This window comes from Qipengyuania vulgaris (assembly GCF_009827325.1).
GTDB classification, from domain to species: Bacteria; Pseudomonadota; Alphaproteobacteria; order Sphingomonadales; family Sphingomonadaceae; genus Qipengyuania; species Qipengyuania vulgaris.
This window is the reverse complement of the sequence record NZ_WTYC01000003.1, coordinates 344,990-368,903: the sequence shown is the minus strand read 5'-3', so window position 1 is coordinate 368,903 and position 23,914 is coordinate 344,990. Positions and strand designations below refer to the sequence as shown.

Annotated in this window: 22 protein-coding genes; 8 read left to right on the top strand and 14 right to left on the bottom strand. The window is 62.7% G+C overall.

Going from position 1 to position 23,914, the window contains the following annotated elements; translation table 11 throughout:
• A partial coding sequence (locus GRI69_RS16085) for a hypothetical protein (protein WP_237453006.1) occupies positions 1–214 on the bottom strand: 214 nt, incomplete at its 3' end.
• A gap of 51 nt (positions 215–265) precedes the next feature.
• Positions 266–1,261 carry an IS110 family RNA-guided transposase gene (locus GRI69_RS08580; RefSeq protein WP_160727873.1) on the bottom strand — a complete coding sequence of 332 codons (996 nt, stop codon included), beginning with the start codon at positions 1,259–1,261 and terminating at the stop codon, positions 266–268.
• A 312-nt stretch (positions 1,262–1,573) separates the two neighbouring features.
• On the opposite strand from GRI69_RS08580, the gene ahpC reads away from it, so the two are divergent.
• The 4 genes from ahpC (at position 1,574) to GRI69_RS08560 (ending at position 8,057) form a co-directional block, all read left to right on the top strand.
• A complete protein-coding gene (gene ahpC / locus GRI69_RS08575; protein ID WP_160727842.1) occupies positions 1,574–2,140 on the top strand; it encodes an alkyl hydroperoxide reductase subunit C in 567 nt (188 codons plus the stop codon).
• Between the two features lie 184 nt (positions 2,141–2,324).
• Entirely contained in the window at positions 2,325–3,914 is a 1,590-nt protein-coding gene (ahpF, locus tag GRI69_RS08570) for an alkyl hydroperoxide reductase subunit F (RefSeq protein WP_160727841.1), read from the top strand.
• A 204-nt stretch (positions 3,915–4,118) separates the two neighbouring features.
• Positions 4,119–6,332, top strand: coding sequence for a catalase/peroxidase HPI (gene katG / locus GRI69_RS08565; protein ID WP_160727840.1), 2,214 nt, complete (start codon positions 4,119–4,121; stop codon positions 6,330–6,332).
• A gap of 174 nt (positions 6,333–6,506) precedes the next feature.
• A complete protein-coding gene (locus GRI69_RS08560; RefSeq protein WP_160727839.1) occupies positions 6,507–8,057 on the top strand; it encodes a catalase in 1,551 nt (516 codons plus the stop codon).
• A gap of 4 nt (positions 8,058–8,061) precedes the next feature.
• On the opposite strand, the gene GRI69_RS08555 is transcribed toward GRI69_RS08560, so the two are convergent.
• Genes GRI69_RS08555 through GRI69_RS08545 form a run of 3 tightly spaced genes read right to left on the bottom strand, consistent with a single transcriptional unit; the run spans position 8,062 to position 10,485 of the window.
• The gene (locus GRI69_RS08555) at positions 8,062–8,616 is read right to left on the bottom strand and encodes a Smr/MutS family protein (protein WP_160727838.1); all 555 of its coding nucleotides are present in this window, start codon (positions 8,614–8,616) and stop codon (positions 8,062–8,064) included.
• Positions 8,613–9,797 carry a murein transglycosylase A gene (mltA, locus tag GRI69_RS08550; protein ID WP_160727837.1) on the bottom strand — a complete coding sequence of 395 codons (1,185 nt, stop codon included), beginning with the start codon at positions 9,795–9,797 and terminating at the stop codon, positions 8,613–8,615. The genes GRI69_RS08555 and mltA overlap by 4 nt, the downstream gene beginning before the upstream one ends.
• Positions 9,798–9,825: 28 nt before the next feature.
• A complete protein-coding gene (locus GRI69_RS08545) occupies positions 9,826–10,485 on the bottom strand; it encodes a Tim44/TimA family putative adaptor protein (protein WP_160727836.1) in 660 nt (219 codons plus the stop codon).
• Positions 10,486–10,741: 256 nt separating this feature from the next.
• Between GRI69_RS08545 and secB the strand changes: the two genes are divergently transcribed.
• The 3 genes from secB to trpS are packed head-to-tail and all read left to right on the top strand — an operon-like array spanning position 10,742 to position 13,929.
• Positions 10,742–11,272, top strand: coding sequence for a protein-export chaperone SecB (gene secB, locus GRI69_RS08540; protein WP_160727835.1), 531 nt, complete (start codon positions 10,742–10,744; stop codon positions 11,270–11,272).
• A gap of 22 nt (positions 11,273–11,294) precedes the next feature.
• Positions 11,295–12,866 carry a murein biosynthesis integral membrane protein MurJ gene (murJ, locus tag GRI69_RS08535; RefSeq protein ID WP_160727834.1) on the top strand — a complete coding sequence of 524 codons (1,572 nt, stop codon included), beginning with the start codon at positions 11,295–11,297 and terminating at the stop codon, positions 12,864–12,866.
• Between the two features lie 7 nt (positions 12,867–12,873).
• Positions 12,874–13,929, top strand: a complete 1,056-nt coding sequence (gene trpS / locus GRI69_RS08530) for a tryptophan--tRNA ligase (protein ID WP_160727833.1) — start codon at positions 12,874–12,876, stop codon at positions 13,927–13,929.
• On the opposite strand, the gene GRI69_RS08525 is transcribed toward trpS, so the two are convergent.
• The 5 genes from GRI69_RS08525 to GRI69_RS08505 form a co-directional block, all read right to left on the bottom strand.
• A complete protein-coding gene (locus GRI69_RS08525) occupies positions 13,926–14,273 on the bottom strand; it encodes a heavy metal-binding domain-containing protein (RefSeq protein WP_202391916.1) in 348 nt (115 codons plus the stop codon). The two genes, trpS and GRI69_RS08525, sit on opposite strands and share 4 nt — an antisense overlap.
• A gap of 54 nt (positions 14,274–14,327) precedes the next feature.
• Positions 14,328–15,200, bottom strand: a complete 873-nt coding sequence (locus tag GRI69_RS08520) for an SDR family oxidoreductase (protein WP_202391915.1) — start codon at positions 15,198–15,200, stop codon at positions 14,328–14,330.
• A gap of 103 nt (positions 15,201–15,303) precedes the next feature.
• Positions 15,304–15,558 (bottom strand): hypothetical protein, encoded by a 255-nt coding sequence (locus tag GRI69_RS08515; protein ID WP_160727832.1) that lies wholly within the window; start codon positions 15,556–15,558, stop codon positions 15,304–15,306.
• Between the two features lie 60 nt (positions 15,559–15,618).
• A complete protein-coding gene (locus GRI69_RS08510; protein ID WP_160608848.1) occupies positions 15,619–15,855 on the bottom strand; it encodes a DUF2312 domain-containing protein in 237 nt (78 codons plus the stop codon).
• 81 nt (positions 15,856–15,936) lie between these two features.
• Entirely contained in the window at positions 15,937–16,248 is a 312-nt protein-coding gene (locus GRI69_RS08505; RefSeq protein ID WP_160727831.1) for a DUF1244 domain-containing protein, read from the bottom strand.
• Between the two features lie 49 nt (positions 16,249–16,297).
• Here GRI69_RS08505 and pyk point away from each other — a divergent pair, with 49 nt between their 5' ends.
• Positions 16,298–17,752 (top strand): pyruvate kinase, encoded by a 1,455-nt coding sequence (pyk, locus tag GRI69_RS08500; RefSeq protein WP_160727830.1) that lies wholly within the window; start codon positions 16,298–16,300, stop codon positions 17,750–17,752.
• Between the two features lie 8 nt (positions 17,753–17,760).
• Here pyk and GRI69_RS08495 read toward each other — a convergent pair whose 3' ends face one another.
• The 4 genes from GRI69_RS08495 to GRI69_RS08480 are packed head-to-tail and all read right to left on the bottom strand — an operon-like array spanning position 17,761 to position 23,735.
• Positions 17,761–19,470, bottom strand: a complete 1,710-nt coding sequence (locus tag GRI69_RS08495; protein WP_160727829.1) for a SulP family inorganic anion transporter — start codon at positions 19,468–19,470, stop codon at positions 17,761–17,763.
• Positions 19,471–19,517: 47 nt separating this feature from the next.
• Positions 19,518–20,864, bottom strand: coding sequence for a glutamate--tRNA ligase (gltX, locus tag GRI69_RS08490; protein ID WP_160727828.1), 1,347 nt, complete (start codon positions 20,862–20,864; stop codon positions 19,518–19,520).
• A gap of 28 nt (positions 20,865–20,892) precedes the next feature.
• Positions 20,893–21,351 (bottom strand): hypothetical protein, encoded by a 459-nt coding sequence (locus GRI69_RS08485; RefSeq protein WP_160727827.1) that lies wholly within the window; start codon positions 21,349–21,351, stop codon positions 20,893–20,895.
• Positions 21,348–23,735 (bottom strand): EAL domain-containing protein, encoded by a 2,388-nt coding sequence (locus GRI69_RS08480; protein WP_160727826.1) that lies wholly within the window; start codon positions 23,733–23,735, stop codon positions 21,348–21,350. Before GRI69_RS08480 ends, GRI69_RS08485 begins: the two co-directional genes overlap by 4 nt.
• Positions 23,736–23,914 lie beyond the last annotated feature (179 nt).

Below are 23,914 nucleotides of genomic sequence, written 5' to 3'. Positions count from 1 at the left end.
CCATCTGTGGACGCCCCGCAGGATGCAAGCGGTATTTTGAGAGGTTTGGCACGTAGTCGGATGCTGCCATCTGTCCGGCCTCCTGGTGCAGCTTTTCGTGCTGCGGGCCCGTATGGGAGTTCGCGGACCGGAACCACATCACCCTCAGCGTACTGATGAAGCACGGTGGAAAGCCCTGGTTCTTCCGGTCCCGTCTCGCCGACTGTTTTGCCATACTCTCCTTCGTCCGCCTACGTCCTTCCGGCGACCTCTGGTCCGGCCCGGCTTACGCCGCGACCGAGACCGGAGCCCTGTAATCCTCGTTCTTCGTCAGCACTGCCCAGACGATGCGCGCGGTCTTGTTCGCGAGCGCCACCGTCACCAGCATGCGCGGCTTGCGCGCCATCATCTGTTCCAGCCACGATCCCGCGGGTGCGCCGCGCCTGCTTGCCTGGAGCACGACCGCGCTGCTGCCGATGATCAGCAGCCGCCGCAGCGTTCGCTCGCCCATCTTCGAGATCGCGCCGAGCCTCTGCTTGCCGCCGGTCGAGTGCTGGCGCGGTGTAAGCCCGACCCATGCGGCAAAGTCGCGGCCCTTGGCAAAGGTGCCGGGCGGAGGTGCAAGTGCGGTGATCGCGGTTGCCGTGATCGGTCCGATGCCCGGGATCGTCATCAGCCGCCGCGCGGTCTCGTCTTCGCGGGCACGCCGGGCGATCTCCCGGTCAAGTTCGGCAATGCGCTCGCTGAGCACTGCCATCTGATCGAGCATTATCTCCAGTACCGGCCGTGCGCTCTCGGGAACCGCGTCGGGATCCTCAAGCAGTGCGGCCAGCTTCTTCATGTGCGCCAGGCCTTGCGGCGCGATCCAGCCATGCTCGGTCATGTGACCGCGAACGGCGTTGCTGATCTGCGTGCGTTGCTTGACCAGCAGGTCGCGGGCCCGGAACACCAGCGCGGCTGCTTGCTGTGCTTCGGTCTTTACTGGCACGAACCGCATGCTCGGGCGCTGCGCCGCCTCGCAGATGGCCTCGGCATCCGCAGCATCGTTCTTCTGGCGCTTCACGAACGGCTTTACGTAAGCTGGCGCGATCAACCGGACCTCATGACCCAGCTTCGCCAGTTCACGCGCCCAGTGATGCGCGCCCCCGCACGCTTCCAGGACCACCTGGCAGGAGGGCTGCGAAGCAAAGAACGGCAAGAGCTTCGCCCTGCTGATCTTCTTGCGGAGCACCGCACGGCCCGAGGCATCGGCCCCGTGGACCTGGAAAACAGGCTTTGCGATATCTCACCCGATGATGCTAACTTCCGACATGGACGCCTCCTCTCTAGTGGTGTTCAAACACCTCCACTATGGCACATCGATGCCGCCGGGGGGCGTCCACCCCATCACCTCAAAGCCGCCGCTGCAGCTCCACCCAATCCTCGTTCCAATTGCGCAAAACGCAATGAAATCGCGCGACCCTTGCGCTTTTCGAAAGTTCCATCGAGTTAATCGATTATTCCGATGCTAGCAATCGCAACATATCGCTTTTGTGCACCGCAACACGGCCTATCTGACACCCATCAGTTTCAACCCGACAACGGAGAAAAACCCATGGGTATCATCGGAAGCCAGATCAAACCGTTCAACGCCACCGCCTTCAAGGCCGGTGAAGATTTCTACGAAGTCACCGACGAAGACGTGAAGGGCAAGTGGGCCGTATTCTTCTTCTATCCGGCCGACTTCACCTTCGTCTGCCCGACCGAACTCGAAGACCTCGGCGAGCAGTATGGCATGCTCCAGAAGATGGACGTCGAAGTCTATGCCGTGTCGACCGACACACATTTCAGCCACAAGGCATGGCATGACACCAGCGAGAAGATCGGCAAGCTGAGCTTCCCGTTCCTTGGCGACCAGAACCACGTCCTTGCGCGCAATTTCGACGTGCTGCGTGAAGGTGCCGGCCTTGCCGATCGTGCCACCTTCGTGGTCGATCCGGACGGCGTGATCCAGATCATGGAGCAGACCTGCGAAGGCGTGGGCCGCAATGCCAACGAACTCGCCCGCAAGATCAAGGCGGCCCAGTATGTCCGCGCCAACCCCGGCCAGGTCTGCCCGGCCGCATGGGAAGAAGGCAGCGACACGCTGGCACCTTCGCTCGACCTCGTCGGCAAGATCTGAGCCGGCAGGACAAGTCAGGGCGGGCGTTCCTAGTTTTCGCCCGCCTCAAGAGCCCGAGACAATAATCTCGGGTCGCTGGAAGACCCGGGGCAATCCTCCCCCCCAAGCCCCGGGTCTTTTCCATCCCTTTGAATTTCGATCACGCCCGCAACCCCCGCCCGCAACCTACGCCCGGAGTCCGTCCATGCTCGATGCGAACCTTACCCAGCAGCTGAAGACCTATCTCGCCAATCTGCGCGAGCCGGTGGAGCTGGTCGCCTCGCTGGGCGACGATGAAAAATCGCGCCAGACGCGCGAACTGCTCGAAGAGATCGCCGCGCTGCACGAAGACGTCAGCGCCAACTTCGACGGCACCGATGACCGCAAGCCCAGCTTCGTGATCCGCCGCGCCAGCGATGCGGAGAAGTGGGTGCGGTTCGCGGGGCTCCCGATGGGCCACGAGTTCACTTCGCTGGTGCTTGCCCTGCTGTGGGCTGGCGGCCACCCGCCCAAGGTCGACGCCGACCTGCTCGAGCAGGTTCGCGGGCTGGAGGGCGATTTCAATTTCGAGATGTATTTCTCGCTGAGCTGCCACAACTGCCCCGACGTGGTGCAGGCGCTGACGCTGATGGCGCTGGAAAACCCGCGCGTCACCGCCACGCTGATCGAAGGCGGCACCTATCAGGACGAAGTCGATGCACGCGACGTGATGACCGTGCCTGCGACCTTCCTCAACGGCGAACCCTTCTACAACGGCAAGATGGAACTGGCCGAAATCCTCGCCAAGGTGGATACCGGCGCGGACGCGAAGGCCGCCGAGAAGCTCGCCGCCAAGGACCCGTTCGAAGTGCTGGTTGTCGGCGGAGGCCCTGCGGGTGCTGCCTCGGCGATCTATACCGCGCGCAAGGGTTTCCGGACTGGAATTGCGGCCGAACGCTTCGGCGGACAGCTGCACGACACGCTGGGCATCGAGAACCTCCCCGGCACCGCCTACACCGAGGGCCCCAAGCTGGCGGGCGACCTCGAACGCCATGTCGGCGAATACGATATCGACCTGATGAACCTCGCCAGGGCGGTGAAGCTGGTCCCCGCGAAGGAAGAAGGCGGGCTTCACACGGTGGAACTTGGCAATGGCGCATCGCTCAAGACGCGCAGCCTGATCCTTGCGACCGGCGCGCGCTGGCGCAATCTGGGCGTTCCGGGCGAAGCGGAATATCGCAACAAGGGCGTGGCCTATTGCCCGCACTGCGACGGTCCGCTGTTCAAGGGCAAGCGCATCGCGGTGATCGGCGGCGGCAATTCGGGCGTCGAGGCGGCAATCGATCTTGCCAAGATCGTCGGCCATGTGACGCTGATCGAATATGACGAAAAGCTGCGTGCCGACGAGGTGCTGCAGAGGAAGCTGCGCAGCATGTCCAATGTGGAAATCGTCACCAGCGGGCAGACCACCGAAGTCACCGGCAAGGGCGGCAAGGTCGACGGGCTGATGCTGAAGGACCGCAAGAGCGGCGACACGCGCCGGATCGAGCTGGAAGGCGTATTCGTGCAGATCGGCCTCGTCCCGAACACCGAATGGCTTCAGGGAAGCGGGCTCGAACTGACCAGGTTCGGCGAAATCGCCACCGACGAGGAAGGCCGCACCAATCTGCCCGGCATCTTCGGCGCAGGCGACGTGACCGACGTGCCCTACAAGCAGATCGTGGTCGCCATGGGCGAAGGCTCGAAGGCGGGCCTCTCTGCTTTCGATTACCTGATCCGGACCGAACCCGCCGAAGAGATCGCTCAGGCCGCCTGACCCGTCATAAACCGAACACGAAAGCGTCGTCATTCCAGCGGGATGGCGGCGTTTTACGTATGCGCGCCACGCCTCGCAGCACAATCGCTTCCGCCTATCTATTTGAACCGTTTAATCGATTGGACGAATAAGCCGACCGGGTTCAACGTGCTCTCCAACCTCGGACGGGAACCGAGTCTTTAATTTCTAGAGGAGAGAGTTTTCATGGACGCCAAGACCGGAGACATCAGCGGCTGCCCCTTCCACGGTGACGGAGGTACCCGCTCGCTGCTCGGCCGCACCAACCGCGATTGGTGGCCCGACCAGCTCGATCTCGAAATCCTCACCGAAGGCGGCCGCGCAGCCGATCCGATGGGCGAGGATTACGATTATTGCGAAGCCTTCAATGCGCTCGACTACACCGCGCTGAAGAAAGACCTCACCGACCTGATGACCGACAGCCAGCCATGGTGGCCGGCAGACTATGGGCATTACGGCCCATTCTTCATCCGGATGGCATGGCATGCGGCCGGCACCTACCGCACCGGTGACGGTCGCGGCGGTGCCTCCAGCGGCCAGCAGCGCTTCGCCCCGCTCAACAGCTGGCCCGACAATGGCAACCTCGACAAGGCACGTCGCCTGCTGTGGCCGATCAAGCAGAAATACGGCAAGCACATCAGCTGGGCCGACCTCTTCATCCTCACCGGCAATGTCGCCATCGAATCGATGGGCGGTCCGGTGTTCGGCTTCGGCGGCGGTCGCAAGGACGTGTTCGACCCGGAAACCGTCTATTGGGGCACCGAAGAACAGTGGGTCGATACCGGCGCGGAAACGCGCATCCTCCCCGATGAGGGCAAGGCGCTCGAAAACCCGCTCGCCGCGATCCAGATGGGTCTCATCTACGTCAATCCCGAAGGTCCGGGCGGCAACCCGCACGATGCCGAGGGCATGGCACGCGACATGCGTGAAACCTTCGCCCGCATGGCGATGAACGACGAGGAAACCGTGGCCCTGACCGCTGGCGGCCACGCCTTCGGCAAGTGCCACGGCGCAGCGCCAGCCGATAGCTTCGGCAGCGCTCCGGAAGGCGAGACCCTGCACCGCATGGGCTTCGGCTGGCTGACCGATCCCGAAGAAATCGAGAAGGGTCATATCACCACCAGCGGCATCGAAGGCGCGTGGACCCCGAACCCCACGCAATGGGGCGGCGACTATTTCCGCCTGCTGTTCAAATACGAATACGAACTGACCCAGAGCCCCGCTGGCGCAAACCAGTGGACCCCGGTCAATCCCGAACCCGAAGACATGGCCCCCGATGCGCGCGACCCGAACAAGAAGGTCCCGACCATCATGACCACGGCGGACATGGCGCTGAAGCGCGATCCGGAATATCGCAAGATTTCGGAACGCTTCCTCAACGACCAGGCCGCGCTGGACGATGCCTTCGCCCGCGCATGGTTCAAGCTGACCCACCGCGACATGGGGCCCAAGGTCCGCTATCTCGGCCCGGACGTCCCGGCCGAAGACCTGATCTGGCAGGACCCGATCCCTGCTGGAACGCAGGTATCCGACAGCGATCTGTCCTCCTTCAAATCCAAGGTGCTGGACAGCGGGCTTTCGGTTGCCGAGCTGGTCAAGGCAGCCTGGGCTTCGGCCTCGACCTATCGCAATTCGGATCACCGCGGCGGTGCTAACGGGGCGCATATCCGCTTCGACGAGGTCCGCAACTGGGCGGTTAACGACCCCGAAGAGCTCGGAAAGGTTCTGAAGAAGCTCGACGAAATCCGCGGCGGCATTTCCATGGCCGACGCCATCGTCATCGCCGGCTCGGCAGCAGTCGAGAAAGCGGCGAAGGATGCCGGGTTCGATATTTCCGTCCCGGTCACCACCGGCCGCGGCGATGCGAAACAGGAAGATTTTGACGCCGAAAGCTGGGAGCCGCTGGAACCTTTTGCCGACGGTTTCCGCAACTACCTGAAGACCAAGGCTTCGGTGAAGACGGAAGACATGCTGATCGACCGGGCCCACCTGCTCGGCCTTTCAATCCCCGAGATGACCGTGCTGGTCGGCGGCCTGCGTGCGCTGGGCGCGGTGAGCAAGCATGCCAAGCACGGCAACAGCATCGGCGTACTCACCGAAACGCCGGGCAAGCTCGACAACAGCTTCTTCCTCAACCTGCTCCACATGGGCACGGTTTGGGAAGTGGTCGACGAGAGCGGCGACGAGGAATTCGTCGGCAAGTGCCGCATCCACGGCAGCGAGAAATGGCGCGCGACCCGCACCGATCTCGTCTTCGGTTCCAATTCGCGCCTGCGGGCCGTGGCCGAAGTCTATGCCGAGAACGGCAATGAAGAGAAGTTCGTGCGCGATTTCGTCAAGGCCTGGACCAAGGTCATGGATGCAGACCGCTTCGATCTCGAATACGCGAAGTACCAGTAGGGCCGCCGAGGACCCTTCGGGACTGCGAGGAGCCCCCGGCAGCGATGCCGGGGGCTTTTTCGTGAGAGGAGAATGCAATCACGCTTAGTAGTTTTTATCCTGCGCCGGTGAAGGAACGCGGCGGCCCTCCCGACCGTAGGTCGGTCACTCCCCTAATTCGAAAAGGCGCCCGACATGACCGACGGCAAAGTACCCCCCACCACGAGTGATGCAGGCATCCGGGCGCAGAGCGACGAACATTCGCTGACCTTGGGCCGCGATGGCCCGATCGTGCTCAACGATCACTACCTGATCGAGCAGATGGCCAACTTCAATCGCGAGCGGATTCCCGAACGCCAGCCCCATGCGAAGGGCTCGGGCGCATTCGGGCATTTCGAAACCACCGCCGACGTATCGAAATATACAAAGGCCAAGCTCTTCAAGAAGGGCAAGAAGACCGATGTAGCCATGCGGTTTTCCACCGTGGCAGGCGAACGCGGCAGCCCCGATACCTGGCGCGATCCGCGCGGGTTTTCGGTCAAGTTCTATACCGAGGACGGCAATTTCGACATGGTCGGCAACAACACGCCGATCTTTTTCATCCGCGATCCTCTGAAGTTCCAGCACTTCATCCGTTCGCAAAAGCGCCGGGCGGACAACGGCCTGCGCGATCACGACATGATGTGGGATTTCTGGACGCTGAGCCCGGAAAGCGCGCATCAGGTGACCTACCTGATGGGTGACCGCGGCGTGCCGAAGAACTGGCGCGAAATGAACGGCTATTCCAGCCATACCTACATGCTCATCAACGAGGATGGCGAGAAGTTCTGGGTCAAGTTCCACTTCCACACCGATGTCGGCAATGAAAGCGGCAACGCCCATCTGACGCAGGACGAAGCGGTAAAGAAGGCCGGCGAGGATAGCGACTATCACCGCCGCGACCTGTTCGGCGCGATCCACGAAGGCAACTTCCCGAGCTGGACGCTGAAATGGCAGATCATGCCGTTCGAGGATGCCAAGACCTATCGCATCAATCCCTTCGACCTGACCAAGACCTGGCCGCATGCGGACTATCCGCTGATCGAAGTTGGCAGGCTGGTACTGGACGAAAACCCGGTCGACTGGGATACGCAGATCGAACAGCTGGCATTCGAGCCGAACAACATGGTGCCGGGCATTGGCCTCAGCCCCGACAAGATGCTGCTAGCCCGCGGCTTTTCCTATTCCGACGCTCACCGCGCGCGGCTGGGGGTCAACTACAAGCAGATCCCGGTCAATTCGGCCCGCAATGCGGAGGTCAATTCCTATTCACGCGCGGGCAAGAGCCGGACGGTGAATGCCGTCGATCCGGTTTATGCGCCCAACTCCTATGGCGGCCCTGCCGCGCAGCCCGAAGTGGGCGGCGAAGCGACCTGGTACGCCGATGGCGATATGGTGCGGCAGGCCTATACCTTGCGCGAGGACGATGACGACTGGAGCCAGCCGCGCGCGCTGATCAACGAAGTGATGGACGATGCCCAGCGCGACCGCTTCGTTTCCAATGTGGCCGGCCATTTGGCCGATGGAGTGAGCGGGAAGGTTCTCGTCCGCGCTTTCGAATACTGGAAGAACGTGGATCAGAAGATCGGCGAACGGATCGAGAAATCGGTGCGCGACAAGGTCGGCGGCAAGTCGAAGGCGCCCGGAATGGCCAGTGCACTCTCCATTTCCGGCGAAGGTGCGGCAATGAAGGAAGCTGCCGAGTAAGCCCCTACCGCTCTCGCCTGAGCACGATGTAGAGCGCGCCCTCTCCGCCATGGCGGAGATGGGCGCGCCTTACTGCTGCGATGGCGGAATGGTGGCTGGAGGCCGCCAGCCAGTCGAGCACCTTGGCGCGAATGGCGCCGCGTTTGGTGCCCCGATCGGCGGGATCGACGGGGCGCGGTTTACCCGTGACCAGCAGGATCGTGCGCGCACCCATGGCGCGCGCCTGCGCCACGCCGCTCATCAGCCGGCTATAGGCCGCGTCGAGACCATGTCCGTGCAGGTCGAGAGTGAAGTCTGGCTGGATCGTCCCCGTTTTCAGCCGCTTGTCCCAGTGGGAATCGAGATTGTTTTGCGGACGCCGGACGGGTTGGACGACAGGCTTTGGAGCCGGGGCCGGTCTCGGAGGCTTGGCCGAGGCCGCCTTCGCCTGCGGTTTGGGCGGAGAAACTTCGGGCACCGGCTGCTTGCGCATGACCTGCGGATGCAGGGGCTCGACCGTCGCAGCCACCTTCTCCCACGCGGCCGCCTCTTCGCTGCTCAGCCCGCGCGGAGCGGTCATGGTTTCAGGCGCGCAAGCGTCCCCTTGGGCAGGAGCAGGTAGGACGTACCCCGGCTGCTCATGCCGCCCGCGATTTCACGGGCGTCCTCGCCATTGCCCCAGAAAGTGTCGAAGCGGTTCGCGCCCTTGATCGCTCCGCCCGTGTCCTGCGCGATCCAGAGGCCATCGGCCACGTCATGCTCCATATCGAGCCAGACCGGCGCGCCATAAGGCACGAATTTCGGATCCACCGCCACGCTGTCGCCGCGCGTTACCGGGATTTCGAGCGAACCGAGCGGACCGTCGGTGTCGAGTTCGCGGAAGAAAATCCAGCTCTTGTTGAGCCGCATGATCTCGGCGCCCTTTTCCGGATTGTCGCGGATATAGGCGATGATGCCCTGCATCGAAGTGGGATAGGGTGTTCCGTCACCGATCAATCCCTGTTCGCGCATGACCTGACCGATGCCGACATATTCGCGGCCGTTCTGGCCGGCATAACCGATGCGCATGAGGGTGCCGTCCGGCAGGCGCAGCAGCCCGCTGCCCTGGATCTGGAGGAAGAAGAATTCGACCGGATCGGCCGCCCAGGCGATTACCGGAACCTTGCCATCAAGCACGCCCGTCTCGATCTCGGCGCGTTCGTAATAAGATACGAAATCGCCATTCTCGTCATAGCGCCCCAGCGGAGGGCGGCCGGTGCGTTCGCTTTCGGGCATGTCCGCAGGCCAGGCGCGCACGAGGTCTTCGGGCATGGCATAGACCGGTATGTCGTAACCGGGCGCCCGAACGCGGCTGCCGAGTATTTCCGGCTCGTAATAGCCGGTCGCGAATGCGGACCCGTCACCGACGATCACGGTCTCGAACTGGCTCTTGAAGAAATCCGTCGGGTCGCTCAACCAGTTTTGCGCCGCGCCGCAAGGACCCTGCCAGTCGACCCGCCGGGTCAGGCCGCTGGTGTCGTCGCGAAAGAGGATCTTGCTGCAGGAAGCGCGGAAAGCGGCGAGCGCCGGAGCGGCATCGAAACCGGTAAACGGCATGGTTTCGATCGCGGGTCCGGGCGAGAGCGTGGCGGCAAGTGCGGTGTCCGCCGGGATAGGCTCGGGAATCTCGACCACGCCGGTATCCATCGGCGGGCGGACGTCAGGGATGGCAGCGCATCCCGCAAGGCTGAAGGCTGCGACCAGCCCGGCGAGACGATGCATTGGCACTCTCCGAATTGTGGGGCGGTGATCAGTCCTGGTCGGTTTCGTCGAGCACCCAGTTCGGGTCGCTCGAATCGACGTTGCGGCTGAAGGTCCAGATGTCGCGGCTTTCCACTGCATCATCCAGCGAACCGGCGATCACATTGCCATCCTTGTCACGGGTGAGCGAAGCGATGTCGGAGACGAACAGCACCGAAATGCGCGCCGTGCGCCGGTCCAGTTCCGCCGAATGGACCGTTGCATCCTCGATACGGATCAAGCGGTTTTCCAGCTTCTCGCCCGCGTCCGTGCGGGCATCGATGGCCGCGGCAAAACCGGCATAGACATCGTCGTCCGTCAGTTCGCGCAGGGTTTCCTTGTCGCCTTCCCAGAAGGCTTCGAGGATCATGCCATAGGCCGCCTTTGCCCCATCGAGGAAGCCGAGCAGGTCGAACCGCGGATCGGCACTGGCGATGGCGCGAATGGCGCTTTCGTTAGCGGAAGAGGCGTTGTCCACGCTCCGCAGTTGCACCGGTTCGCGCGTGCCAGCAGGCTGGCGGTCGGTTGCAGGCGGAACCTGGGACTCGGGCGCATCGAAACGGTGCCGTGCAGGCTCTTCCTCATGCTCGGAACGCTGCCCGAGCACGGAATAGAGACGCAGCCCCAGAAAGGCGGCGATGGCGGCGAGGATGACGATCTCGTAGATCACAAATACTTGTCCGTTTTCATATCGTATTCTGCCTACGCGCCGGAGGGCTTGGCAGTTCCATACTTTCCTGCCCTAGATAGGAAGGAATTACAAACGGGCAATGCTCGGCCGCACCGTGCTTGCGCTCGCCCGCCGGGAGCACCCTAGCCGCATTGCCCCGCGCGCGAGGGGGTGCTAGGCGCGCGCCGAACCAGCCGGGTTGCCCGCACGGCCCCCGGCCATTCCGATTCGACATTCGCAGAGAAGTGATTTTCCCATGGCCGATGAAAACGACGTACTGACCGATCTCAACATGGACCCTGCAGCCGGGGCAAACGGTGCGGACAACAGTCCGGCGGTGGGGCTGATCAACCAGTACATCAAGGATCTCTCGGTCGAGAATCCCAACGCACCGGGCAGTTTCCAGTGGAACGACCAGCCTCAGGTGGACGTGCAGGTGAACATCGGCGCGAACAAGATCAGTGACGAGGTTCACGAGGTCGAACTAAAGATGACTGCCCGCGCCGATGGCGAAAAGGGCAATCTCTACATCGTCGAACTGGCCTATTGCGGTCTGGTCGGCATTCGCAATGTGCCCGACGAGCATGCGCACGCGTTTCTCTTCGCCGAGGCTCCGCGTTTGCTCTTCCCCTTCGCCCGCGCAGTGATTTCCGATGCGGTGCGCGATGCGGGCTTCCCGCCGCTGCTGCTCGATCCGATGGATTTCGGTGCGCTCTACCAGCAGCAGCTGCAGGCCCGCGCGGCGCAGCAGGGCGAAGGCGCCCCCGCGCCGGCCGGCGACAACTGACGCATCAGAGAGCTTATAGGCGATGAGCCTGCTCAAACATGTCGGGACGATCGGCTCACTGACGATGGTGAGCCGCGTCGCCGGCATGGCGCGCGAGATGATCTTCAGCCGCGTGCTCGGCGCCAATGCGGTGACCGATGCGTGGTTCCAGGCCTTCATCATTCCCAACGTCTTCCGCCGCCTGTTCGCGGAAGGCGCTTTCTCCGCCGCCTTCGTACCGATGTTCTCCAAGCGTCTGCATGGCGATGGGGGACTCGAGAGTGCTCGCAGTTTCTCGGACGACGTGTTGAGCGTCTTCCTGCCGGTCCTCATCCTGCTGTGCGCGGCGATGATGGTTGCGATGCCGGGCGTGATCTGGATCCTTGCCGAAAAGCCGATCGACCCGGAAAACTTCGACATGGCCGTGACCTTTGCGCGGATCATGTTCCCCTACATCATCCTCGTCAGTCTGGTGACGCTGTTCACCGGCATGCTCAATTCGGTGAGCCGCTTTGCCCCGGGGGCAAGTTTTCCGATCATCCTGAACCTCGTGCTGATTACCGCGCTTATGGGCGGCGAATATGCCGCCGAAACACTGGGCTGGAGCGTCGAACAGGTTGGCTATGCGGTGGCCTGGGCGGTGACCGGCGCAGGCGTGCTGCAGCTCGCCTGGCTTTATTACTGGACCCGGGTGGAGGGCTTTCGGCCCAGGCTGCTGTGGCCGCGCATCACGCCCGAAGTGAAGCGGCTGAGCGTGATCGCCCTGCCCGCTGCGATCGGCGGCGGCGCTTATCAGATCAACACGCTGGTGCAGCTCTATTTCCTCAACCAGTTGGCCGACGGTTCGGTGAGTTACATGAACTATGCCGACCGGCTGAACCAGTTGCCGCTGGGCATCATCGGGATCGCCCTCTCGACAGCCATCCTGCCGACGCTGTCCAAGTTCGTGGGTAGCAAGAACAAGGAAGGGGCCGATCGTATCCAGTCCGACGCAATCGAGCTGTCGATGCTGCTGACCATACCGGCGGCAGTGGCGCTGGCGGTATGCGCCGTACCGTTCGTGACCATGATCTTCCAAGGCGGCCGCTTCGATCTGGCCGATGCGGCGGCAACGGGCCAGGTCCTCGCCGCGCTGGTGCTGGGCCTGCCCGCCTATGTGCTGGTGAAGGTTCTGGTCCCCAATTTCTATGCCCGGTCGGATACCAAGACCCCGGTATATGCCGCCTTCATCTCGCTGATCGTCTTCGTCGGGCTGAACTTCGCGATCCTGACCGATTACGGCGTGGTCGGCGTCGCCTATGCCAGCGTGATTGGCGCGTGGATCAACGTCGCCTATCTCTACGTCGTCCTCGTCAAGCGCGGGTATTACTCCATCCCGCTTGCCCTCGTCGGCCGGATCGCCCGCCAGCTTGTCGCCGCCGCCGCCATGGGCGCCGCCTTGTGGTTCGCGCGCGATTTGCTAACCGGCTGGTTCTCCGCCGGGCTGTTCGAGCGACTGGGCGCCCTGCTCGTCCTCGTCGGCTGTTCGGCAGTGGTCTATTTCGGCGTCGCCTTTGCGGTGGGCGCGATCGACAGGCAACGCCTTGCCGCCCTCACCAAGAAGAAAGCTCCGTAAGATCATCATGCGTGTAGTCTCCGGCATCCAGCCCACGGGCAATCTCCACCTCGGCAATTACCTCGGTGCGATCCGCAACTGGGTGCGCATGCAGGACGAGATGGAAGATGCGAACCGCGCTCAAGCAGCCGCAGGCGGTAGCGCAGAGAAGAACCAATGCCTGTTCTTTCTCGCCGATCTTCACGCGATCTCGATGCCGCACGTTCCGGCCGACCTGCACAAGGGCACGCTCGAAATGGCGGCGGCACTGGTAGCCTGCGGGATCGATCCTTCGAAAAGCGTGCTGTTCAACCAGGCGCAGGTTCCGCAACATGCCGAACTGCAGTGGCTGCTCGGCGGTACGGCCCGGATGGGCTGGCTCAACCGCATGACGCAGTGGAAGGACAAGGCGGGCAAGAACCGCGAAGGCCAGTCGGTTGCCCTGTTCACTTATCCCGTGCTGCAGGCCGCCGACGTGCTGCTCTATCAGGCGACGCACGTGCCGGTGGGCGAAGACCAGAAGCAGCATCTGGAGCTGGCGCGCGACATTGCGCAGAAATTCAACAATGACTTCGCATCGGAGGATGTGCCCGTCTTCACCCTGCCCGATCCGATCGTGCCGCCGCAGGCCGCACGGATCATGAGCCTGCGTGACGGCATGGCGAAGATGAGCAAGTCCGATCCGTCCGAGATGAGCCGGATCAATCTGGCTGACGACCCCGATACCGTCATGAAAAAGGTCAAGAAGGCCAAGACCGATCCCGAACCGTTACCCAGCGAGGAAGCCGGTCTGGCCGGACGTCCGGAAGCGCTGAACCTGGTTACGATCTATGCCGCGCTGACCGATCGCAGCATGGCCGATGTGCTGGGCGAATATGGCGGTGAAGGTTTCGGCAAGTTCAAGCCTGCGCTGGGCGAGGTGCTGGTAGAGAGCCTCCGCCCGATCTCGGCGCGCTTCACCGAATTGCTCGAGGACCGCGAGGCACTGGATGCCATACTCGCACGCGGCGCCTCCCGCGCACGCGAGATCGCGGTTCCGACGCTCGACGCAACCTACAAGGCGCTGGGCCTCGTGCGGGGTTAAACCCTGACTGCGGTCCCGCTGGCGGAGACCATCAGCATCGAGCCAGTGTCGCCGATCACCTCATAGTCGAGATCGACGCCGACCACGGCATTGCCGCCGCGCGTCGCCGCTTCGGCCTGCAATTCCTCTATCGCCTGTTCCCGCGCGTCGCGCAGGATGCGCTCGTAGCTGCCCGAACGCCCGCCCACGATGTCGCGGATGTTGGCAAAGAGATCGCGGAACAGGTTCGCGCCAACGATCACTTCGCCGGTCACGATACCCAGATATTCCTGGATGGGTTTGCCTTCGATCGTCGGCGTGGTGGTGACGGTTATCCCGCGCGCATCTTTCCAGGGTCCGGCCATTCGTTCTCTCCTACACAAGACTGTGTTGCCTAGATAGGACGGCTGCTGCCCGGGTCAACCGTTGACGATGATCCCGCCATTCGGATGCAGGACCTGGCCCGACATGTAGGAACTGTCCTCGCAGGCGAGAAAGAGGAAGGCGGGCGCGACCTCGTTCGGCTCGCCCGGTCGGCCCATGGGCGTATCCTCTCCGAAGTCGTCCATTTTTTCGGGTGGTTGGCCGCCCATCGGATTGAGCGGTGTCCAGATCGGCCCCGGCGCGACACCGTTTACACGGATACCGTCGCCGACCAGCTGTTCGCTGAGCGAGCGCGTGAAAGCAGTAATGGCGCCCTTGGTCGCACTGTAATCGAGCAGCAGTCCTGCGCCCTTGTACATGGTGACGCTGGTGCAGTTCACGATCGCCGCACCCTTCTTGAGGTGCGGACGCGCGGCCTGCGTCAGGTAGAACATCGAGAAGATGTTGGTCTGGAAGGTGCGCTGGAGCTGCTCGACGGTGATATCGGTAATGTCCTCGTCGGGATGCTGTTCGCCCGCATTGTTGACGAGCACATCGAGCCGCCCCCATTTGTCGATCACCCGGTCGACCAGCAGCTTGCAGCTGTCGGGGCAGCCAAGGTCGCTTTCATGGAGCAACACCTCGCTGCCCTCTTTTTTAATCGCTTTGGCGGTGATCTGCGCGTCTTCGCTTTCCTCGAGATAGGCGATCGCAACCTTGGCTCCCTCGCGCGCAAACAGGACGGCGGTCGCACGGCCGATGCCACTGTCGCCGCCTGTCACGATCGCGACCTTGCCTTTCAGCCGTCCCGATCCCGGAAAGCGCGGCTGCCATTTCGGCTTTCGATCCAGATCGGTTTCCGACCCCGGCATCCGGGGTTCTTCGGAAGTTTCTTCGACGAATGCGGTGTCGACGGTTTCGGTAGACATGGGTGAATTCCTTTCACCCGATCAACCGCTTGCGGCGGCGACGCGTTCCGTCGGCCCGTCTCAAATACGGACCGGCCAGTTGCGCCCGGCAGCAGAAGAGGCCCTATCGCTGCTTGGGAAGCGAGGCGCGAAGGAAACCGCCCACGAAGCCGAGCATCGCGCCGAATTGCCAGCCCGGTATCGCTTCGCCGAACACCAGGGCCGTCAACCGCTCGAACACCTGAGGAGAGATGAATTCGCCCAACCAACCCGCAGCCGCACCGAACAGCATGGCCAGCACCGCGACGATCGCGAAGACAATCGGCCCCAACAGCAGAAAACCAATGAGGCCGCGGCTCGGCTTGGTATCGGTAGACATCCTTCCCCCCACATCCAGTTAGTGTATTACATCACCATAACACATGGGCGGCGCGTGATGTCAACCCATGCCGAGGGCGGCCTTGTAGGTATCGAGAATGGTTTCCTGTTCGCTGCGCTCGTCCGGCTTCATCTTACGCAACTTGATGATCTGGCGCATGATCTTGGTGTCGTATCCGACCGCCTTGGATTCGGCATAAACGTCGCGGATGTCGTCGGCGATGCCCTTCTTTTCTTCCTCGAGGCGTTCGATGCGCTCGATCAGCAGGCGCAGGCGGTCGTCGGTGGCTTCGGCCATTTTCGTGAAAACTCCAGTGAAACGAGAATCGGTTGGCGGTGCGATAGCCATCGCTCCGCGCGGGGTGAAGGCGGCGACTCGCTAGTCCACGCGATTTTTCGCGACGCTGGCCTCCATCCGCGCCAACTGCTCGTCGGTTGCGGGCGTCTGGCGGGTTTCCTTCCACTCCGCCTGCGGCATGCCGTGGATCAGTTCGCGCGCGGCCAGCTTGTCGCCCTCGAACCCTGCATCAATGATCCAGTCGGCAAGGCAGTTGCGGCAAAATCCGGAGAGCCCCATCAGGTCGATGTTCTGCGCATCGTGCCGGTGGCGCAGGTGCCGCACCAGCCGCCGAAAGGCCTGTGCCGCTACGGCATCGTCGAGCTGGTCGAGCGGGTCTGTATTCGTATCCATCTGTTACTTGTCCTTGAGTTGCCATGTGGCTCTGCCATAGGCGGTGCATATGCAAAAGCTCGATCCCCGGGGCCGAAAGGTCAAGATCCTCGCCACCGTCGGCCCCGCCAGCCGCTCTCCCGAAATGCTCGCCCGTCTGTTCAAGGCTGGGGTGGACGCCTTTCGCGTCAACATGAGCCATGGGGAGCATGCCGATCACGAACAGACGATCAAGTCGATCCGCGCAATGGAGAAGGACTTCCACCGCCCCATCGCAATCCTCGCCGATTTGCAGGGGCCGAAGCTGCGCGTAGGCAAGTTCAAGGACGGGCAGGCGGTCATCCGCCACTCGGGCCATTTCACGCTCGACCGCAACCCCGAGCCCGGCGATGAAACGCGTGTCGAGCTGCCGCATCCCGAGCTGTTCGGCCTGCTCGGAAAGGGGCAGCGCCTCCTCATCAACGATGGCAAGATCCGTCTGAAGGTGATCCGCGCCGACGAGAACGAGATCCTCTGCTCGGCAGAGGTCGGCGGCGTGATTTCCGATCGCAAGGGCGTCAATGTCCCCGATGCGGAAATTCCGATCCCCGCGATGACCGACAAGGACCGCAAGGACCTCGCCTTCGCCATGAGCCAGGGGGTCGACTGGATAGGGCTCAGTTTCGTGCAGCGCCCCGAAGACCTCGCCGAAGCGCGGCGGCTGATGGGCGGCAAGGGCTCGCTCTGCGCCAAGATCGAAAAGCCGATGGCAGTGCACCGCCTCGACGAGATCATCGAGATGAGCGACGGCATCATGGTCGCGCGCGGCGACCTGGGCGTTGAGCTGGAGCCGCAGGAAGTGCCGCCGCTGCAGAAGCGGATCGTCAACAAGGCGCGCACCGCGGGCAAGCCGGTAATCGTGGCAACGCAGATGCTGGAAAGCATGATCGAAAGTCCCGCCCCGACGCGCGCGGAAGTCTCCGATGTCGCCAATGCGGTCTACGACGGCGCCGATGCCGTGATGCTGTCGGCGGAAACTGCGGCCGGAGACTGGCCCGAGGAAGCGGTCACCATCATGCACCGCATCGCCAAGCAGGTCGAAGGCGACGAGGCCTATCTCGCCCGCGTGCGCTTTCTCGATACGCCGCCCGACCGGACCACCGCCGATGCGCTGGCGCATGCCTGCATGACGGTGGCCGATACGGTGTCGATAGAAGCGATCACGGTCTTCACCGGCAGCGGTTCGACCGCGCGCCGCGTCGCGCGCGAGCGCCCGAGCGTTCCCATGCTGGTGCTTACCCCGAGCATGACCACTGCCCGCCGTCTCGGCCTCCTGTGGGGCGCGCATGCCGTGGCGACCAAGGACATCGGCAGTTTCGAAGAGATGATCGCCAAGGGCAAGCGCATGGCACTGCGGCACGGTTTCGGAAGTGCCGGATCGAAGCTTATCGCGCTTGCCGGTGTTCCCTTCGGCACGCCCGGATCGACCAATTTGCTCCATGTCGTGACCATCAGTGGGAACGAGCTGGACAAGCACGAAGGCTGAACGCCTCGTCAGGTGTAGGGTATCGGTCCGTCTTCCCGGACCCCGCAGGCTTCCAGCGCATCGGACACCGTGCGATGAAAATCGCTCCTTTGGCCGCCATAGGGCTTGATCTTGCTCGCGACCGGTTCGTGCGTGGCAGCAAAATGTACGATCACGTTATTGTCGCGCATTCTCTGGACGAGGCGCAGCAGCATGGCCGCACCGCTGGCATCGACCGCGTTGACCGCACGCATGTCGAGCACGAGATGTTCGACCGCCTCGTATTCAGCCACATGCGCGACGATCCGGTCTTCGCAGTATTCGCTGTTGCCGAAATAGATCGACCGGTCGATCCGGACCACCAGAACGGGTAGCGTCTTGACGCTGACGCCGTCGCGCCTTGCCGACCGGAAGGTGGTGCCGCCATCGTTCGAACCGACCACGGTCACGCGCGGAATCGAGGAAAACCAGAGAAAGTGCGCCAGCCCGAGCACGGCACCGATGGCGAGGCCGAGCTGCACCCCGAACAGGAGAGTGGCGGCGAAGGAGGCGGCGATTATCAGCCCCTCGACCCGGTCGTGACGCCAGACCATGGCAATGTCGTGCCATTTCACCAGCGCGAAGACCGCACTGATGACCAGCGCCGCAAGCGCCGTCCGCGGCAGATAGGCAAGCAAGGGCGCGAGCAGGAACAGCACCGCGATGACCGCGAATGACGCGAATACAGTAGCCAGCGGCGTCCTTCCACCGCTGTCGCGAACCAAGGCCGAGCGGCTGAGGCTCGCGCCGACCGAATAGCCGCCGGTCAGGGCCGCCGCGACATTGCCGGCTCCCAGGGCAACTGCTTCTCTGCTCGAATTCAGATTGCTACGGTCCTCCCCCGCCAGTGTCTTGGCGACCGCCGTCGCAGTCACGAAGATGATGATCGCAACGGCCAGAGCGCTGGGTAGCAACTGAAACCAGAAGTTCAGCGGCACGAAAGGGAAAGCCGGCTGCGGCAAACCGCCCTCGATCGATGGGACCGTGGGGATCGGGGCCTCCACGACCAGCGCCGCCACTCCTGCCCCCACGATGACCGCAAGCGGGAACGATTTCGCCAGCGCCAGGCGAAAGGGCGGCTTGACCCCCATCTTCCAGAGCATGGGTGCCGCATATCGTCCCGCCAGCAACAGGATGACCAGCGAGACCGTGCCGACGATTGCAGTGGCCGGGCGAACGCCGGCGAACCCCGCCAACAGCGCGGAAAGCGCACTGGGCAGATCGCCGGCGCGCGAGGAATCGATGCCAAGCAGGGTCGGAAGCTGGCTCGCGGCTATCAGGACTGCCGAAGCGGCGGTGAAACCGAGCAGCACCGGTTCGCTGATGAAATTGACCAGCCGCCCCAGGCCGAACCCGCCCAGCAACAGCAGGAGGATGCCGGCCTCTATCGCGATGATCTCCGCACCGATCGCGGGGGCGAGAGGCGTGTTGCCAATAGCCTCGCCTATAACCAGCGAGACGAGCGCGACAGGACCGAGGGAAACGAAGGGACTGGTCCCGAAAAACAAGTAGAGCAGCGGCGGGGCGAGCGCCGCGAACAGACCCATCTGGGGTGGCAATCCGGCAAGCTGGGCATAGGCCATGGCCTGCGGGACGAGCAGTATGGACAGGACCATACCGGCAATTGCATCCTTGAAGGCAACGCTTCCCGAAAGGCTGGCAAGCCACCTTCCTGTCGGGACAAACGCCTTGCCTGTCATGCTGCGGAACTTCCCCTGTCGTTAGGTCCCCTCGTAAACGAAAACCATCAGGCTGCTGCGCGTTCCAATCTGGCGCGAACTTCATCCTCTCCGATGAGCGGCAGCAATTCCGACATGTCGGGCCCGTGATCGAGACCCGTAAGCGCCTGGCGCAGAGGCATGAACAGCTGCTTGCCCTTGCGCCCGGTCCGGGATTTGAGCGCGTTGGTGAGCGAATGCCACGGATCGTCCGACCATTCGAGGGTGGCCGCCGCTTCCGCAAGATAGGCGCGATCTTCCTCTTCAAGGCGAGGCGGCGCTATCGGCCCGGTCACCAGTCGCCACCAGCCGCCAGCTTCGCCGATATGCGCAAGATTGGGACGCACCGCATGCCAGCCGGCCTCGTCCATTCCCGCGGGCAGGCGATCAGCCACATCTTCGAACGCCATCTGATGGACGATGGCGGCGTTGAGCCGGTCGAGTTCGGTATCGTCGAATTTCGCGGGTGCGCGACCGAAGGTAGCAAGGTCGAATGTCTCCACGATCCGTTCGCGATCGGCAATCGGTTCGACCGGTTGCGATGTGCCAAGACGGGCCAGCAAGGCGATGAGCGTTTCCGGTTCTATATCGCGCTCGCGAAATGCATCGCAGCCCAGCGAACCAAGTCGCTTCGACAGCTTGCCTTCCTTGCCGACCAGCAAGGCCTCATGCGCGAAGCGGGGAATTTGCTGCGCCGGGCGAAGCGCAGCAATTAGTGCGGTAAACATCTGAATTTGAACGGCAGTGTTAGAAACGTGATCCTCTCCGCGCAGGACATCCGTGATGCCCATATCGAGATCGTCCACTGCGCTCGGCAGCATGTAGAGCCAGCTGCCGTCCGCACGGCGGATGACCGGATCGGAAAGCTGCGTCGCGTCGAACTCCTGCGGCCCGCGCACGCCGTCCTCCCACCGGATCGGTTCTTCATGGTCGAGGCGAAAACGCCAGTGCGGCGCGGTGCCTGCGGCCTCATTCGCTTTGCGCTGTTCGTCGGTGAGAGCGAGCGCCCCCCGGTCGTAAATCGGCGGCAGGCCACGCCCGAGCTGGATCTTGCGCTTGAGTTCCAATTCCTGCGCTGTCTCATATGCCGGATAGACGCGACCTGCTTCCTTCAACGCCGCAAACGCTGCTTCGTATTTCTCCAGCCGCTGCGACTGGCGCTCCTCAGCGTCCGGCTCAAGGCCAAGCCATGCGAGATTGGCGCGGATCGCATCGACGTATTCCTCTCGGCTGCGCGCGGCATCGGTATCGTCGATGCGCAGCAGAAAGCGTCCGCCATTTTTCTTCGCGAGTAGCCAGTTATGGAGCGCAGTACGGATATTGCCGACATGGAGGTGCCCGGTGGGCGATGGCGCGAAACGGGTGATCGTGGTCATGGACTGCGCCGATAGCCCATGCCGGGGACTATTGCGAGAAGATGAGTAGGCTGCGGCCGTTTCCCGAAATCAGGACACCGTTTTCGGGTGTGCGCTCGATCGTGTCTGCTGCATCCAGAGCGGACCAGATTGTCGCCAGTTCCTCCGGATAGCCGATTTCGCAACCTTCCTGAGTGCCGCTGTCTGGGCTCAACGCAGTGAAGCTTGCGCCGGAAATGCGGTACTCGCGAAACTGCCCGGCGCATTGCGGCTCCCACCAGATACGGGTGTCATTGGCGGACAGAGCAATTCCGTAGTTTGCGTCGAGGGGTACTCCGTCGATGCCGGCCACACGCCACTCTCCGGCCAGTTCGACCGCCGGTAATGCTTGCCGCGATGGAGCTATAGAAGGGTTGTTCGGGGGCTGTGTATCGCCGTGCGGTGCTGGAGCCTGCGGGCTGCATGCGGCCAGCAGCAAGAAAACGGTCGAGCCCTCCAGACGCATCATGCTGCCCCGCCCGCCCGCCGGGCAGCGACTTCAGCGCGCTTTTTGCGATAGCTCAAGAATTCCGGGCCGAGCTCGGGATCGGGAGCGTGCAACTCTATCCCGCACTCCTCTCCGGGAGGGCCGATTTCTTCGGGCAGCACCGGTTGGGAAATGAGAAAGCCTTGCGCTTCCTGTACGCCCAATTTGCGCAACAAGTCGAGCTGCGCGCGATCCTCGATACCTTCTGCGGTCGTATCCATGCCGAGAGCATCGGCAAGTCGCGTTATGGTCGAGACGATCGCCTGGCTGCCAAGGTCGCTGGCTACATCGGCGATGAAACCCCGATCGATCTTGATCCGGTCGAAGGGAAAGCGGCGCAAATATCCGAGCGAGGAATAGCCGGTTCCGAAATCATCGAGAGCAATGCGAACACCCAATTCGCGCAGGCGCATCAAGGTACTGTGCCCTACTTCATCCTGATCCATCAGAACATGCTCTGTGATTTCGAGTTCTACGCGCTCAGGCTCGATATTGGTTGCGTGGATCGCCTGCGCCACAGTGGCGACAAGATTGGGATTTTTCACCTGCGTGGGGGAAAGGTTGATTGCGATGCGGAAGTCGCCCGGCATCGCGACCGCATCTGCGAGCGATTGGCGAATGACCCATTCGCCCAGTTGCACAATCAACCCGGTGTCTTCTGCCACAGACAGAAAATCGCCCGGCTCGATCACGCCGCGGTGCGGGTGGTACCAGCGCAGAAGTGCCTCGAAGCCGGTTGTGCGACCGGTATCCAGATCGATAATCGACTGGTAATGCATACGCATCTGCCCCCGCGCGAGAGCGTCGCGGAGGTCGTTCTCGATTTCCCTTCGCTGGCGGGCGATCCGGTCCAGCGAAGGTTCAAACATGGCGAGATTGTCGCGCCCCTTTTCCTTTGCGGCATAAAGCGCAAGGTCCGCGCGGCGCATCAATTCTTCCGCATCGCAATCCCCATCGGAGCATCTCGCCACGCCCACGCTCGTCGACACACGGTAGGTATGGCCCTCGATCTCGTAGGGCGCGCGGACGACGGAGAGGAACCGGTGGGCACGTTCGATCAGCAGTCCGTCTCCGGCGCGCGTTTCGATCAGAACCGCAAATTCGTCGCCTCCCAGCCTTGCCACAAGGTCTTCGCTGCGCACTTCCTGTTCCAGCCGTGTGCCGACTTCACGCAGGAGCCGGTCGCCGACAAGATGGCCGCGAGTATCGTTGACCGCCTTGAAATCGTCGAGATCGAGATAGAACAACGCAATGTTCGAGCCCTTCGAATGCTGCTCTCCCGTCAGGCTGCGCAGTCGTTCGTTGAAGAGATAGCGATTGGCGAGACCAGTGAGATTGTCATAATGCGCCATGAAGGCGACCCGCTCTTCGATCAGGCGATCTGCCGTTACATCGCGCGCCACGCCGCTCATGCTGCCGTCTTCCCGCGGGCGCGCTGACAGTTTCCAATACCGCATCTCGCCGTTCAGCCGAAGGCGGACGAGCCGGTCGCGGAAGGGAACACGCTCGCCCAGATGTGCGGCCAGGGAATCGCGCTCCGGTCCCGGCACGAACATCTCGAGGAAGGAAGAGCCTTCTAGCGTTCTCCTCTCCCGATCGAGCGCCTTCGCGAGGCGCTCGCTAACGTCCCGCATGTTTCCGCGAGGCCCTGCCGTCCACAGACATTCCGAAGACTGCTCCTCATAGTCGTTGAGCAGCATCCGGACGACATTGGCGCTCTCGCGTCGTTCGATTTCGGCCTTGGCTGCGGCGTGAAAGTAGACTTCCTGCGCCTTGGTCGCACCGAGCAGAGCGACGGCAAATGTCAGTATCAGCGCGATGGTTGGCCAGGAACTCCAGGAGGCTATCAGGAATGCCGAGGCGATGAGGGCAGAGGATATTGTCAGGGTATGGAAGATGGCCGCCTGCGGCGCAGTACGGTGCACGAGCAGCGTACCGCAGAGGATAGCCGTGCCTACGACGCCGAGCACAGCGATTTCCAGGCCGACGGCGTAGATCGCCAGATATGGAAAGATCACGCACCAAATCGTGCTCCCGAACATCTGGAGAAGCAGTATCCGCCGCCACTGCCTGCGCATCTGCTCGTATGGCGCGCTATCCAGGTGAAGGCTGCGATCCATGATAACGAAAACGCCGAGTTGGAATACCTGCACAGTCGCCCAAACAAGGATCACCATTCGGGGCGCATCGTTCCAGAACGTCCACAAAAGAAGGAAAATCGAACCGAGCGCCGGCAGCAAGGATGTCATCGCCCCAGAACTGAAATTCTTCAGACGGCGATGGAGCACCAGGTGCCGCAAGCGGTCGGCGCTCTTCACGCCTTTCCCATCCTCCTGGCCTTCGGTCACGTACTCGGATCGCGACACGATATTCCCCCGGTAGCGAGCGCCCCACAGCCCGGACCCCCGTCTGCACGTCAGATGGTGCAACCTCGCATACGTCCGGTCAAGCGCAAGTGGAGCCTTCCAACTCAGTCTCACCGGCGCCATCACGAAAAAGCCCCGCCGGATCGCTCCGGCGGGGCTTTTTTGTTAAAATCGAAGTA